Below are 14,112 nucleotides of genomic sequence, written 5' to 3'. Positions count from 1 at the left end.
CCTATGCTCAATCAGTATGACCGAGCAGCGGAGCGAGTACCGACCAAACCGTCTCGAGGATCATCGGCTGGGCTTCAGCGGTCGGATGCAGACCATCGGCTTGCATCAGCGCGAAATCCTCGGCGACACCAGCAAGCAGGCGAGGAACCAGGGCGACCCCTGTCCGCTCCGCAGCGGTTGCGAACAGTTGTTGAAAGCGCTCGGTGTAGGCCGGACCATAGTTAGGCGGGAGACGTAGGCCAATCAGTACCACTTGCGCATTGGCGGCTTGCGCTTGCTCAACCAGAGTCACCAGATCGTCTTCGATCTTTGACGGCGGAAAGCCGCGCAGCCCGTCATTGGCACCAAGCTCGATCAGCACGATCTCCGGCTGGTGCTCGACGAGCAAGGCGGGCAGCCGGCTCAAGCCACCGGCAACCGTATCACCCGAGATCGCGGCATCGACCACCCGATGAGGAAGACCGCGCTCATTGATGCGCGCCTGCAACAGATTCACCCAGCCCTGGTCCAAGGGCAAGCCATAAGCGGCGCTCAGGCTATCGCCGAGCACCAGCAGCACCGGCTCCTCGGTGAGCCCCGCGGCCGAGACCGACTCTGCAGCCTCGGCTCGCTCTGCGGCCTTAGCTGGTGCTTTGGCCTCGGAGACCTCCGTGGCGTCGGCGATTGGCGCCTCGGCAACGCGATCGATCTGCCCCTGATCGAAGGCACGGGCCGCCACAGGCTCGCTCGGCGATGCCTCGGTCATGGCCGCGAGGGTCAGTGACAACAGTAATGAGAGGAGAAGACGCAGCATGTTGGATCAGGCTCCCAATAACGACGGTTTCAAGGCCAATGCGAGCAAGGGTACCGACCCAGCGCCAGCCAAGCCAGGCATTGCCGCCGCGGCCGGACCGATCTGTCGCGTGCGCGGCCTGTCCAAGCAGGTCATCGGCCCGACCGGCGCGCTGGAGATCCTCAACGCGGTCGATCTTGAGGTCGCGCCGGGCGAGGCGGTGGCGATCATCGGCGCCTCCGGCAGCGGCAAGTCGACCCTGCTTGGGCTGCTCGCTGGGCTGGATCGCGCCAGCAGCGGATCGGTTGAACTCTGCGGCAGCTCGCTCGAGCCACTTGACGAAGATGCTCGCGCCGCCTTGCGTGCTGGTCGGGTCGGCTTCGTGTTCCAGAGCTTCCAGCTGATCCCGACCTTGACCGCGCTCGAGAATGTGTTGTTGCCATTGGAACTCGCCAGCGGCCTCAACGCCGGCTCAGCCAAGCGCACCGCCGAGGCCGCACTCGAGCGTGTGGGGCTGAGCGAGCGACGTGGCCATTATCCGCGCCAACTCTCCGGTGGTGAACAACAGCGAGTGGCGATTGCCCGTGCCTTTGCGCCCGGCCCCGAGGTACTGTTCGCCGATGAGCCCACCGGCAACCTGGACGAGGCCACCGGCACGCGTATCATCGATCTGCTGTTCGGACTGCGTGAAGATGCAGGCGCGGCGCTGGTGCTGGTCACCCATGACCCCGCGTTGGCCCGCCGTTGCGACCGCCGGCTCAGCATGAGCGGAGGACGCCTCGAGGTGGCGGCATGATTAGCGAGCCTCAAGACGGTAACCTCATGAGCAATCGTGCGATGTTCAATCGGGAAGCTCAAATGGTGGGGGCCGCGCCGGGCTCAATTGCCGCCTGGCGGCTTGCGCTGCGCCTGCTACGTCGCGACTGGCGCAGTGGAGAGCTGTATCTACTCGCCGCCGCGCTGATCTTGACCGTCGCGGCGATCACCGCCGTCGGCTTCTTCACCGATCGCATCGAGACGGCGATGCAACGTCAAGGTGGCGAGCTGCTCGCGGCTGATCTAGCCATCGACGCGACTAGACCTATCTCGGCCTCGCTTGCCGATGAGGCTGAGAAACGGGGGCTGAAGCTGGCGCGCACCCTGACCTTCCGCAGCGTGGTCTTCGCCGGTGACACCAGCCAGCTGGTGCAGGTCAAGGCCGTCGATCCCGGCTATCCGCTGCGCGGCGAACTGCGGCTCAAACAGCGTTCGAGCGGCCTTGACACAACTAATCGCGTCGAAAACGATGGTTCGACTGATCCCGCAACCTCAGCCCCGGCCGCACACGCAGCCGAGATCCCAGTTGCGACCGGCCCTGCGTCCGGCGAGGTCTGGGTCGAGCCGCGCCTCCTGCATGTACTGGATAAGCAGGCCGGAAGCCCGCTGACCCTGGGAGCGCGCGAGCTGCCGATCAGTGCCGTCATCGCCTACGAGCCTGACCGTGGGGGTAATTTCTTCCAGATCGCGCCGCGCGTGATGATGGCGCTGACCGATGTGGAGGCGACCGGGTTGGTCAACGAGGCGAGCCGTGTCAGCCATCGGCTGCTGATCGCCGGTGAATCAGATGCCGTGGCCGCCTATCGCGATTGGGTGGCGACGCGACTGCCACCGGATGCGGAGCTGATCGACGCGCGTAACGCCCGCCCGGAGTTTGAATCGGCGGTTGATCGGGCCAGCCGCTTCTTGCATCTAGCCGCGCTGACGACGCTGCTGGTCGCCGGCGCGGCGATGGCGTTGGCCAGCCGACGGCTAGTCGAGCGCCAGACCGATGCCGTTGCGGTGATGCGCTGCCTGGGCGCACCGCGGCATCTGCTGACGCGGGTATTCGCACTACGCTTGCTCTTCTTCGGCCTGGTCGCAGGCATGATGGGTGTTGCGCTCGGCTGGCTGGCGCAATTTGGGCTGGCAGCGTTGCTCGCGGACTGGTTCCCCGGTGCTTTACCCGCTGCCGGCAGCACGCCGGCCTGGGTTGGACTCGGCACCGGCCTGGTGGCGCTGGCCGGCTTTGGGCTACCGCCACTGCTACAGCTTGCCGATGTACCGCCGCTGCGGGTGCTGCGGCGCGATCTGGGTCCGCCGCGGGCCTCGGTCGCGGTCAGTGCCGCCGCCGCGCTAGGGGCACTGGCGTTGTTGATCCTGTGGCAGGCCGGCGATCCGGCGCTCGCCGGCAAGCTGCTCGGCGGTGTCGCAGCGGCCGTGCTGGTGCTCGGCCTGGTCGCGAGCCTACTGGTCTGGCTCGCTGGTCGCGCCACCAATCATGCCCGCGGGATCTGGCGACTCGGGCTCGCCGGGCTGTCGCGACGGCCGACGGCAGCCGTGTTGAGCATCGTCGGTCTGGGGCTCGGCATCTTGGCGCTACTGCTACTGGCCGTGGTGCGCCTCGACCTGCTGCGCAGCTGGCAAGAGACCCTCCCTGAGGGCGCACCAAACCGCTTTTTGATCAACATTCAGCCGGGCGAGGTCGATGCCCTCGCTGCCTTTCTGCGCCAGCAGGGCCTGAAATCCTCCGGCATCTATCCGATGGTGCGCGGCCGTCTGCAGGCCATCGACGGTGAGGCCGTGAATCCAGAAGAGGACTTCGAGGACCCGCGCGCGCGGCGGCTCGCAGAGCGCGAGTTCAATCTCAGCTTCGCGGTGCAGATGCAGGGCGATAACGAGATCGTCGCCGGACGTTGGTGGGCCGATGCCGAGGCGCCAAGTCAGTTCTCGGTCGAGGAAGGCATCGCCGAGACGCTCGGCATCGAACTCGGCGAGACGCTGCGTTTCTGGGTCGCTGGACGCGAGCTGGAGGCACCCGTCACCAGCCTGCGCCAGGTGCAATGGGACAGCTTCAACGTCAACTTCTTCGTCATTGCCTCGCCCTCGCTGCTTGCCGCCGAACCGGCAACCTATGTCACCAGCTTCTATCTGGCCGATGGCGAGGAGGCGCTGGTCAGCGAGCTGGTGCAAGCCTTCCCCAGCGTCACCCTGATCGATGTCGGCACCCTGCTCGAACAGGTCCAAGGCATCATTCGACAAGGGATTCAGGCGGTTGAATTCGTCTTCCTGTTCACCCTAGTTGCCGGCCTGCTGGTGATGTATGCCGGCATTCAGGCCAGCCTGGCGGTGCGGCGCGCCGAGCATGGCGTGCTGCGTGCACTCGGGGCACAGCGCCGCCAGCTGCTGTTGGCGCTCGCCGTCGAGCTAACCACAGCGGGGCTGCTGGCCGGGCTCATTGCCTCGCTGTTCGCCGAGCTGACCGGCTGGGTGCTGGCGCGCGAGCTGTTCGGGCTACCGTTTGCCTTCAACCCCTGGCTGTGGATCGGCGGCGTGCTCGGCAGCGGGCTGCTGGTCGGCGCCGCTGGCACCCTGGGCACCTATGGGCTGTTGGTGCGTCCACCCTTGGCCGCGCTGCGCCAATCGGGCTGAACGCCATGAACCGCTATCAGGATGAGCCACAGGGCAACCGAATATTCCATGAGTTCAGAACGATGACTTGCGATGCCGATAAGTGATGTCTCCGAGCCAGCTTTAGATTGACGATGGTTGTGATTACTGCAGCCATGGTCCATGCTGAGGCACGACGAAGTGTTGATGCTCACGATAGACGACTAGGCTTTGTTTACCTCCAGCCTTGCCAGTTAAGAGAACAACTGTGAACGACCTACTCAACGCCTTTTCGGAATACTTCAACGTCATCCCGGCGAACTCGCCTGACCTGTTGGAGGAGGCCTACCGGCTGCGCTTCCAGGTCTACAGTCAGGAGATCAAGCTCCCTGGCTTTGAGTCGTGGCGGTTCAGCGACCAGATGGAACGCGACGAGTATGACGGTCACGCCGTCCACTGTCTGATTCAGCATCGACCGAGCGAGCAGTTGGCGGGAGTCGTGCGACTGGTGCTGGCGAAGCCGGGCGAAGAACCTCCTCGCTTTCCGATTGAGGCCTTTGCCGAGGATTCACTCGATGCCTCGGTGCTCGTCAACATGCCCCGGGAAACGACAGCCGAGATCTCGCGCTTGATCCTGAGCAGCGCGTTCCGTCGGCGCAAGGGTGAAGCGGCGACTGAATTCGGCAGCGAGCAAGGGATTCGACCACCTGGAGACCAGTGCCGACTCCATTTTCCACATCCTGTTTTGGCTCTGATGGTAGCCACAATGCGACTATCCGTCGAGCATGAGGTCACGCATTGGCTGGCTGGCATGGAGCCTAGACTCAATCGTTTATTGGGGCGTTTTGGACTCGATCTGATGGGCCTTGATCATCGGTTCGTCCACCTGCTGCCTCAGTTCTACTGGAAGCGGCGCAAGGCACTGATTTTTTGAGCATAAAGCCGAAAAAATTGAGTAAGCCACGGGGTTATGGGCGAAGCGATGATCAAGGCCATCTGATGCCGATCGGGCCTGAGATTGAGTACCATGGCATCAGACGATCCTATTTCGGCTCGGTGTACGACCTCATGTCCCGGATTTATCACAATAACAAACCTGTGTGGGAGCTCCTGACCGATGGCGGACACCTTTTTCCGCCACCGCTACCGACGCCAACGGCGGCTTGAATGCATGCGCATCGAAAGAGGCCATTTTCCTTTTCTTAGACTCGCTCTTGGCGCGCGTCGGATAGGTCAAGTCGTTCTCTTTCTCACAAGCGTTGTTACTCATGCGGCCGCGCTTGAGATCACCGCCAATCAGGATGTTGGAGTTAGGGAGCTTGACCTCACGACCGCCCGTTTGATTTTCGGTATGCGCCTCCTGAAATGGCCGGATGGTACGCCGGTACGGGTCTTCGTCCTGGAGGGGGATTCCGATATCCACCAGCGGTTCGCCAAGGAAAAACTACAGGTCTTTGCCTATCAGCTCCAACAAGCCTGGGACCGCCTTGTTTTTTCAGGAACCGGCCAGGCTCCAAACCAGGTCGCTACAGTCGAGGAGATGCGAAAGCGTGTCACGATGACGCCGGGCGCAATCGGCTATCTTCCGGATGATTACTTGCGGGACGACGTCAGTATCATTGAGATCAAGGCACAATGAAACATGGAATACTGTTACTGGGTCTAGGGCTGATGACAAGCGTCAGTCTTGCCACCGAGATCCCAAAAAGCGTTCAGGTGCATGGCTTCGCCGCGCTCAATCCGTTGGTTACGACTGGCAACAATCTATTCGGCCAGAGCAAGGATGAATTATCGCTCGATTTCTGGGAGCTGGGGGTCAATGGCTCGTGGCGCCCGCAACAAGATTTTCTCATTTCCGCCCAGCTCACGTCTCGTAAAGCGGGCGAGAATGACGACGGCAAAGTGCGATTGGACTATGGCTTGATCGATTATTCCCCTATCTCCACGCCTACACTGAAAGTTGGCGTGCGCGGAGGGCGCGTGCTGAATCCCTTGGGTTTCTTCAACGAGACCCGCGACGTTGCCTTCACCCGCTCCAGCATCCTGCTGCCGCAATCGATTTACTTCGATCGCACGCGCGATTTTTCCTTGGCCTCCGATGCGATCCAGTTCTACAGTGACATTCGATCAGACATCGGCGATTTCTATTTTCAGGCGAATATTGGCTATCCCAGGACAGGGGCCGTGGGTGTCGAGCAAGCTTTATTGGGCCGGGATTTTCCTGGAAGGCTCGACAGCAATCTTTCGTTTCTCGGGCGTTTGCTGTACGAGCGTGACGGGGGGCGCTGGAGGCTGGGGATGTCGGGTGGCCACGTCGGTGTGAGCTATGATCCAGACGGTCTTAGCGATCCGCTTCCGTCGGGTGAAATTCTGTTCAAGCCCCTTATCTTCTCCATACAATATAATGCCGAGCACTTCAGCCTAACCAGCGAATTCGGTCCCCGCGCATTCAATACCAAGGGATTCGGCCGAGCGAGGTCGCAAACTGTTGGCGAAAGCATGTATGTGGAAGGGCTATACCGTTTCACGCCTCGCTGGGAGGGATTCCTTCGTTACGACGTCTTGTTCAGTGACCGAGATGACAGAGACGGCAAGCAATACCAGGCTACCACTGGATTGCCGAGCTATTTCAGATACGCCAAGGATCTGACAGCCGGCGTGACTTGGCGTTTCAAACAATGGGGTTTGGCTCGTCTCGAGTATCATTACGTGAACGGTATCGCTTGGCTACCTTTGGAGGACAATCCAAACCCTAGCGATATTTCTAGATACTGGTCCATATTCGGCCTTCAATTCGCCGTGCGGTTTTGAGCGCGCCCGATTTGTAATGACCGTGCACTCGCGTACCGCAGCGCACACCCTTAATCGTTGTCCTTCAGGGTAAGGGAATATCATGATGTGTTGCTTGCAACGGTGTCCGGCTCCAAGACCAAAGAGTTTAGGTTTTCTACACTTCGCCAACCGGGGCGCGCCAGCATCCAGCGCTTCACACACCTTGCAGCTCGGGCGCACCGAAACGCGCGCTACCTGGATGGAACCCTACCGCACTGAGCGACGACCTCGACTTCCTTCATGTCGCACTGGGATGAGGACCGCTGCACCTTGCGCACCGGACACGGACCAGAAACATCATGCGGCGGCACCGATTAATCGTCGGGCTGATCAAGACTCAAGAGCAACGACTCGGTCTCGACGACAATCGCAGCACTCGCGCACAACCTCCACCGCATCTTCGATGATCTCGCCATGACCCGCAACTCCATGCCTCAGGCTCATCACGCCACTGGCCTGCAGGCGAGAACGGATTTGCCGGAGAATGAGCGAGCGGCGGGCCGCTTAGCGTTCCTGCTATCATCTCAGCTTATTTTGACTGCCGGGAAACCCCATGCGCCGACTCAGGTTCTGCCGCCCCCATGCCATCGGTCTGCTTGGCGGCTGCGTCGCGGTCTTGACAACGACCGCCTGGGCGCAGCCATCGCTGAGTGAGCTCGATCTGCGTGTCACCGAGGCCGATATCGCGCCTCAGGTGCGCGTTCGTGATTATCAGAACCGCACCGTCGAGGAGTTCAGCGTCAATAATAACGTCTACATGGTGCGGATCACCCCCACGGCCGGCGCCCCCTACTATCTGGTGGATACCGACGGCTCCGGCAATATGGAATGGAACCGCGGACGACCGGGCTTCCACATGCAAGTGCCGCAATGGGCCTTGCTGTCCTGGTGAGCACTGACTAAGACCCCCGTTGCTCGCCCGCCCGGGCGCGATCAACGGAGAGCGCAGTGCCGAGAAACCTCCGTCAGCCCTTTGTTTAGGTTTTTAGGAACAGGATTCGATCAATGCAACTCACGACCTACAGGCTCCTCGGGCTTTTGCTCGTTCTGCTCCTCGCCCCGCTCGCAGCGGCCGCTGACCAACTGGATGACGTCCGCGAGCGCGGGCTGCTGCGCTGTGGCGTCAATGGCGAGATCCCCGGCCTCTCCTATCGGGATGACGACGGCGACTGGAGCGGCATCGATGTCGACCTCTGCCGCGCCGTTGCCGCCGCTGCCCTTGGCTCAGCCGACAAGGTCGAACTGATCCCACTGACCACAGCCGAGCGTTTCGATGCGCTGCGTGACGGCAAGATCGACCTACTCGCGCGTAATACCACTTGGAATCAGGCGCGCGACCTGACCCAAGGCGTCAGCTTCGCCGCCATCCTCTACTACGACGGCCAAGGCTTCATGGTGCCGCGCTCGACCAACACCCTGAGTGCACTCGAGCTCGGCGGCGCCCGGATCTGCGCCATCGCCGACACCACCAGTATCGATAGCGCCAAGCGCTACTTTCAACGCCATCAGATGCCGATGGAGCTGACGCAGTACCCGGATCTCAAGGCCGCCACCAAGGCCTACCTTGACGGCGAGTGCACGACCCTGACCAGCGACCGCTCGCAGCTCTACGCGCTACGCGCTCGGCTCGAGCAGCCCGAGAGCCAGCGCATCCTGCCGGAGGTGATCTCGCGTGATCCGCTCTCGCCCGCGGTCGTCAAGGGCGAGACGCGGATGCTGGATCTGGTGCGTTGGACGCTCTACACGCTGATCAACGCCGAGGAGATGGGCATCAGCTCGGATAATGTCGTCACCGCCAAGGCGCGTGCGCAAACGGATGCGGTGCGCACCCTGCTCGATCTCGACGGCGAGAGCGCCAAGGTGCTCGGCATCGAGCCAGAATGGAGCTATCGGGTGATCCTTGCGGTTGGCAACTATGCCGAGCTGTTCGAGCGCAACCTGGGCAAGGCCTCTGGGCTCAACATCAAACGCGGCCTGAACGCGCTCTGGACCCAGGGTGGCCTCCTCTACGCGCCGCCACCGCGCTGAGGCCGCCTCCGCCCTAAGAAACTATCCATCAACTTCTTCCCGATTTGTGGGCCATCGTTGAGCGATTATCGGGAAGTAGAAAATGGACAGCCACTAAAGCGATCGTCCCAATAAGCCAGACTGGATTGCCAATGAGCCTGATTGCACCCTTTGCCGGTCTCCGGCCGCGTGCCGAGCTCGCCGCCGAGGTGGCCGCGCCGCCCTACGATGTGATGAGCACCGCTGAGGCACGCGCGATGGTGCAGGGGCGGCCGTTGAGCTTCCTGCACATCTCGCGCGCCGAGGTCGATCTACCGGAGGGCACCGACCCCTATTCCGAAGCGGTTTACGCCAAGGCGCGCGAGAACCTAGAGCGGCTGCGCGCAGACGGCACCCTGCAACAAGATCCAACACCGCGCTACTACGCCTATCGCCTGAGCCTTGGCGAGCACCAGCAGACCGGGTTGGTCGCCGCCGCCTCGGTGGCAGCCTATCTCAACGGCCAGATCCGCCGGCATGAACTGACCCGCCCGGCAAAGGAGCAGGACCGCGTGCGCCAGATCAGCGCGCTCAACGCCCAAACCGGTCCGGTGTTCCTCGCCTATCGTGCGGCCTCGGCCATCGACAAGCGGCTGCAAGCCATCTGCCAAGGTCCGTCGGCCATCGACATCCGCGCCGCCGACGGCGTGCGTCATCAGCTCTGGTCAATCGATGCCGACGATGAGATCGCCGCCTTCGATCAGGCGTTCGCCGCAGTCGATCGACTCTACATCGCCGATGGTCATCACCGCGCCGCAGCCGCCGCGCGCGTCGCCGAAGCACGACAGCAGAGTGCGACCGCCAAGGCAACGCCAAACGCAAACGCGAACCCAACCACACATACAACCGCAACGACACAGGCAACAGCAACGGCAACGACAGACGCGACCACCACCGACAAGACAACGGCAGCCGCAACGACAGACGGCGAGGCGAAGCCGCAGCCGAGCGATCACTTTCTGGCCGTGCTCTTCGCTCATGATCAGCTCCGCATCCTGCCCTACAACCGCGTGGTGCGGGATTTGAACGGCCTCAAGCCTGATCGATTCCTCGACCGTATCGCGGCATCCTATCGCATCGAGCCAAGCGCGCAGCCGGTGGCGCCGACCGAGCGTGGAGAGGTCGGTCTCTATCTAGCGGGACTTTGGTATCGGCTCACCCTGTCGCCTGAACGTATCCCAGCCACCGATCCGATCGGTCGACTCGATGTGAGTCTGCTGCACGATCAGCTGATCGAGCCGGTGCTCGGTATCACCGATCCACGCCGCGATGAGCGGATCGACTTCGTCGGCGGCATCCGCGGACTCGAGGGGCTCAGCGCGCGCGTCGACAGTGGCGAGATGGCGGTGGCCTTCTCGCTGCCCGCAACGCGGATGGAGGACCTGCTGGCGGTGGCCGATGCCGACGCGCTGATGCCGCCCAAGTCCACCTGGTTCGAGCCCAAGCTCGCCGATGGCCTGGTCAGCCATCTACTCGAGTAAGGCGCCGATCGGCTCCATGGTCACACCGCGAACAGCCCTCCCCACGGCCGAGATCGACGACGACACCGCCGCCGCGCTCTGGCTCGAGCAGATCCCAACGCACTACGGTGAGCAGGGCCGCGCCCGCATCGCCGATGCCATCAGGCTGATGCAACGCTGCGTGGGAGACGAGCTGCTCGAGACCGGCGAGAGCGCCGCGCGCCATCGGCTTGGCACCGCCGACATCCTGATGGGGCTGCGGCTGGATACCGAGACCCTTTGCGCCGCCCTGCTTGGCGGCTGTATCGGCCGCGCCGAGATCGATGCGGCAACGCTCAATGCACACTGCGGTCCCGGCGTTTCCCGCATGGTTCAGGATCTGGGGCGCATCGCCCAGCTCGCCGAGCTGGAGCCGAAGGCGAGCAGTGGGCCGCGTGATAAACCGCGCGACAAGCCCCGTGAGCACGCGCGCCGCGAAGAGAACCTCAGACGCATGTTGCTGGCGATCGCCGAAGACGTGCGTGCCATCCTGATCGTGCTCGCCGAGCGCCTCTATCTCATGCGCGCGGCCAAGCATCTGTCAGCCGAACGGCTGCGCGAGCTGGCCAAAGACACCACGCGACTCTATGCCCCGCTCGCCAACCGGCTTGGGGTTTGGCAGCTCAAGTGGGAGCTCGAAGACCTGTCCTTGCGCTATTCGCAGCCCGGCGAGTATCAACGCATCGCGCGTCTGCTGCACGAGCGTCGTGAGGAGCGTCAGCAGTTTATCGCCGAGGTCGTCGACAGCCTACAGCGCGAGTTCAGCCGCATCGGATTGCAGGCAAGCATCACCGGCCGGCCGAAACACATCTACAGCATCTGGCGCAAGATGCAGCGCAAGCGCGTCGATATCGACGGCATCTTCGACCTGCGCGCGGTGCGCATCATGGTCGACAGCGAGGATGACTGCTATACGGCGCTGAGCGTGGTCCATAGCCTCTGGCCGTATATCCCGGAGGAGTTCGACGACTATATCTCTAAGCCCAAGGGCAACCTCTATCGCTCGCTGCATACCGCGGTCACCGGACCCGATGGCAAGGTGCTCGAGGTGCAGATTCGCACCCCAGAGATGCACCAGCATGCCGAATACGGTATCGCCGCACATTGGGCCTACAAAGAGGCCGCTGGGCATGATGCAGCCTTTCAGCGCCGCATCGTGCTGATGCGCAACTGGTTGGAGCGCACCCTGGAGGCCGAGCCGAACGGCGACGCAAGCGCTGGTGGTGAAACGAGCGCGGATGCGAGTGCCGGCTCAGGTACTGGAGAAGGCGCACAGGCCGATATTGGTGCTAGCGGTGATCCAGCACCAACCCGAGCGCGCGCGGCAGCGACGCACCAGGAGGTCGCCGCGAGCATCTATGTGCTGACCCCGCAAGCCAAGGTGGTGGAGCTACCGCCGGGGGCGACGCCGCTCGACTTTGCCTACGCGATCCATTCCGAGGTCGGTCATCACTGCCGGGGCGCGCGGGTCGATGGGCGCATCGTGCCGCTGACGCATAAGCTCGCCAATGGCGAGACAGTCGAAATCATCACGCAGAAGAACGCCTCGCCGAGCCGCGACTGGCTGAGCATTCATCACGGTTATCTGACCACCTCGCGGGCGCGCAACCGGGTGCGGCAATGGTTCAAGCAGCAGGACTTTGAGCGCCATCTGACCGAGGGCCGCAATCTGCTCGACAAGGAACTCACGCGCCTCGGCATCGATGCCAAGCCACCGCTAGATCAGCTGGCGGAGCGCTTCAACCTGCAGCGCGGCGATGACGTGCTGGCCGCGATCGGCCGTGGCGATCTGTCAGTCGGCACCGCCGCTCGTCAGGTCGGTGAGCCGCGTCACGAGCGCCGCGACGCGCTGACGGAGTCCGAGCAGGGCGCGCAGCTTGCTCAGAGCCGACGCAAGCGCCAGCACCAGGGACAGCCAGAGGTCGTGGTCGCCGGCGTGCCGGACCTGATGACCCAGATCGCGAGCTGCTGCCATCCAGTCCCCGATGACCCGATCATCGGCTTCATCACCCGTGGCCGCGGGGTCGCTGTGCACCGCGCCAATTGCAGCAACATCACCAATCTGACCGACGAGGAGCAGGAGCGACTGATCGACGTAGAATGGGCCGAACAGCCCAACCATGCCACCTACCCCGTTGACATCGTCATTACGGCGGCTGACCGCAAGGGACTCCTGCGCGATGTCTCCTCAGTGCTCGCCGACGAGGACGCCAACGTCATCGCCACCGAGACCCAAACCGATGCCACTAATGACCGCGCCAGCATGCGCTTTCGGGTCGAGGTCAGCGACATCGATCAGCTCGAGCAGGTGTGCGCCAAGCTGCGCCAGCTCAGCGATGTGATCGAGGTCCGCCGCACCGGTGGTTGACTGGGGCAGAGCATCGTAACGAATCACGCCAGCGAAAAGCGACTTCGGCCCAAGGCGCCGAGCAGGAGCATCAAGCCCGAAGTGGTATCATGAGCGTCTTGTTCAGGAAGGCTCCATCATCAGATTATGAAAACACTCCTCGTCACCGGTGGTGCCGGCTTCATCGGCGGTAACTTTGTTCACCTCAAGATGCGCCAAGGCGATGAGCGGGTGATCAATCTCGACAAACTCACCTATGCCGGCAACCCGGATACCCTCGCCGAGTTTCGCGATGATCCGCGGCACGTCTTCATCGAAGGCGATATCGGCAACCAGGCATTGGTCGGACATCTGCTGCGCGAGTATCAGGTCGATGCGGTGGTCAACTTTGCCGCCGAGAGCCATGTCGACCGCTCGATCGATGGCCCCGCCGCCTTTATCGAGACCAATGTGCTCGGCACCTTTAGTCTGCTCGATAGCGCCAAGGCCTACTGGAGTGCGCTGGATGCGAGCCGGCGCGAGGCGTTCCGGTTTCTGCACGTCTCCACCGATGAGGTCTACGGCTCGCTGGGACCGAGCGGCAAGTTCACCGAGACCACCGCCTATGCGCCAAACTCGCCCTACTCGGCCTCCAAGGCCGCTTCGGATCATCTGGTGCGCGCTTGGCATCACACCTACGGGCTGCCGGTGCTGACGACCAACTGCTCGAACAACTATGGTCCGTACCAGTTTCCGGAAAAGCTGATTCCGCTGATGATCGCCAAAGCGCTTGCCGGCAAGCCACTGCCAATCTACGGCGACGGCGGCAATATCCGCGATTGGCTCTATGTCGAGGATCACTGTCGCGCGATCGATCGCGTACTCGAGGCCGGAAGGCCGGGCGAGGTCTACAACATCGGCGGTGACAGCGAGCGCACCAATCTCGAGGTGGTCGACACCCTCTGTCGCCTGCTCGATGAGACCCTGCCCAACTCACCGCATCGCCCGCATGACCAGCTCAAGGAGTTCGTCACCGACCGCCCTGGCCATGATCGCCGCTACGCCATCGATGCGACCAAGATCCAGACCGAGCTCGGCTGGCAGCCCATTGAGACCTTCGAGACCGGGCTTGCCCGCACCCTGGCCTGGTATCTCGACAACCAAGCATGGACCCAGCGCGTAACCGACGGCAGCTATCGCGGCGAGCGCCTTGGCGGCCAGGCATAAGGAGC

At 62.7% G+C, this 14,112-nt stretch carries 11 protein-coding genes; 10 read left to right on the top strand and 1 reads right to left on the bottom strand.

Annotated elements, in window-relative coordinates; translation table 11 throughout:
- Window positions 1-7: 7 nt before the first annotated feature.
- Entirely contained in the window at window positions 8-793 is a 786-nt protein-coding gene (locus CCR96_RS18325; protein WP_338035910.1) for an arylesterase, read from the bottom strand.
- On the opposite strand from CCR96_RS18325, the gene CCR96_RS18320 reads away from it, so the two are divergent.
- The 10 genes from CCR96_RS18320 (at window position 792) to rfbB (ending at window position 14,107) form a co-directional block, all read left to right on the top strand.
- A complete protein-coding gene (locus CCR96_RS18320) occupies window positions 792-1,568 on the top strand; it encodes an ABC transporter ATP-binding protein (protein WP_201222019.1) in 777 nt (258 codons plus the stop codon). The genes CCR96_RS18325 and CCR96_RS18320 overlap by 2 nt on opposite strands.
- A gap of 62 nt (window positions 1,569-1,630) precedes the next feature.
- Window positions 1,631-4,219 carry an ABC transporter permease gene (locus tag CCR96_RS18315; protein ID WP_207192005.1) on the top strand — a complete coding sequence of 863 codons (2,589 nt, stop codon included), beginning with the start codon at window positions 1,631-1,633 and terminating at the stop codon, window positions 4,217-4,219.
- A gap of 226 nt (window positions 4,220-4,445) precedes the next feature.
- Window positions 4,446-5,111, top strand: a complete 666-nt coding sequence (locus CCR96_RS18310; protein WP_201222017.1) for a PEP-CTERM/exosortase system-associated acyltransferase — start codon at window positions 4,446-4,448, stop codon at window positions 5,109-5,111.
- A gap of 183 nt (window positions 5,112-5,294) precedes the next feature.
- Window positions 5,295-5,816 carry a hypothetical protein gene (locus CCR96_RS18305; protein WP_201222015.1) on the top strand — a complete coding sequence of 174 codons (522 nt, stop codon included), beginning with the start codon at window positions 5,295-5,297 and terminating at the stop codon, window positions 5,814-5,816.
- A gap of 32 nt (window positions 5,817-5,848) precedes the next feature.
- Window positions 5,849-6,988, top strand: a complete 1,140-nt coding sequence (locus CCR96_RS18300) for a hypothetical protein (RefSeq protein WP_201222013.1) — start codon at window positions 5,849-5,851, stop codon at window positions 6,986-6,988.
- 574 nt (window positions 6,989-7,562) lie between these two features.
- Window positions 7,563-7,901, top strand: coding sequence for a DUF2782 domain-containing protein (locus tag CCR96_RS18295; RefSeq protein WP_201222010.1), 339 nt, complete (start codon window positions 7,563-7,565; stop codon window positions 7,899-7,901).
- Between the two features lie 113 nt (window positions 7,902-8,014).
- On the top strand, window positions 8,015-9,037 hold the full coding sequence (locus CCR96_RS18290; protein WP_201222008.1) for an amino acid ABC transporter substrate-binding protein: 1,023 nt from the start codon (window positions 8,015-8,017) through the stop codon (window positions 9,035-9,037).
- Window positions 9,038-9,168: 131 nt separating this feature from the next.
- Window positions 9,169-10,536 carry a DUF1015 domain-containing protein gene (locus CCR96_RS18285; RefSeq protein WP_201222006.1) on the top strand — a complete coding sequence of 456 codons (1,368 nt, stop codon included), beginning with the start codon at window positions 9,169-9,171 and terminating at the stop codon, window positions 10,534-10,536.
- Window positions 10,508-12,922 (top strand): RelA/SpoT family protein, encoded by a 2,415-nt coding sequence (locus tag CCR96_RS24730; protein ID WP_242519189.1) that lies wholly within the window; start codon window positions 10,508-10,510, stop codon window positions 12,920-12,922. The genes CCR96_RS18285 and CCR96_RS24730 overlap by 29 nt, the downstream gene beginning before the upstream one ends.
- Window positions 12,923-13,048: 126 nt before the next feature.
- Entirely contained in the window at window positions 13,049-14,107 is a 1,059-nt protein-coding gene (rfbB, locus tag CCR96_RS18275; RefSeq protein ID WP_201222004.1) for a dTDP-glucose 4,6-dehydratase, read from the top strand.
- Window positions 14,108-14,112: the final 5 nt, after the last annotated feature.

The organism is Halochromatium roseum (assembly GCF_016653315.1).
Taxonomy (GTDB): Bacteria; Pseudomonadota; Gammaproteobacteria; order Chromatiales; family Chromatiaceae; genus Lamprobacter; species Lamprobacter roseus.
The sequence above is the reverse complement of the archived record's forward strand: the minus strand, read 5'-3'. Positions and strand labels throughout refer to the sequence as shown.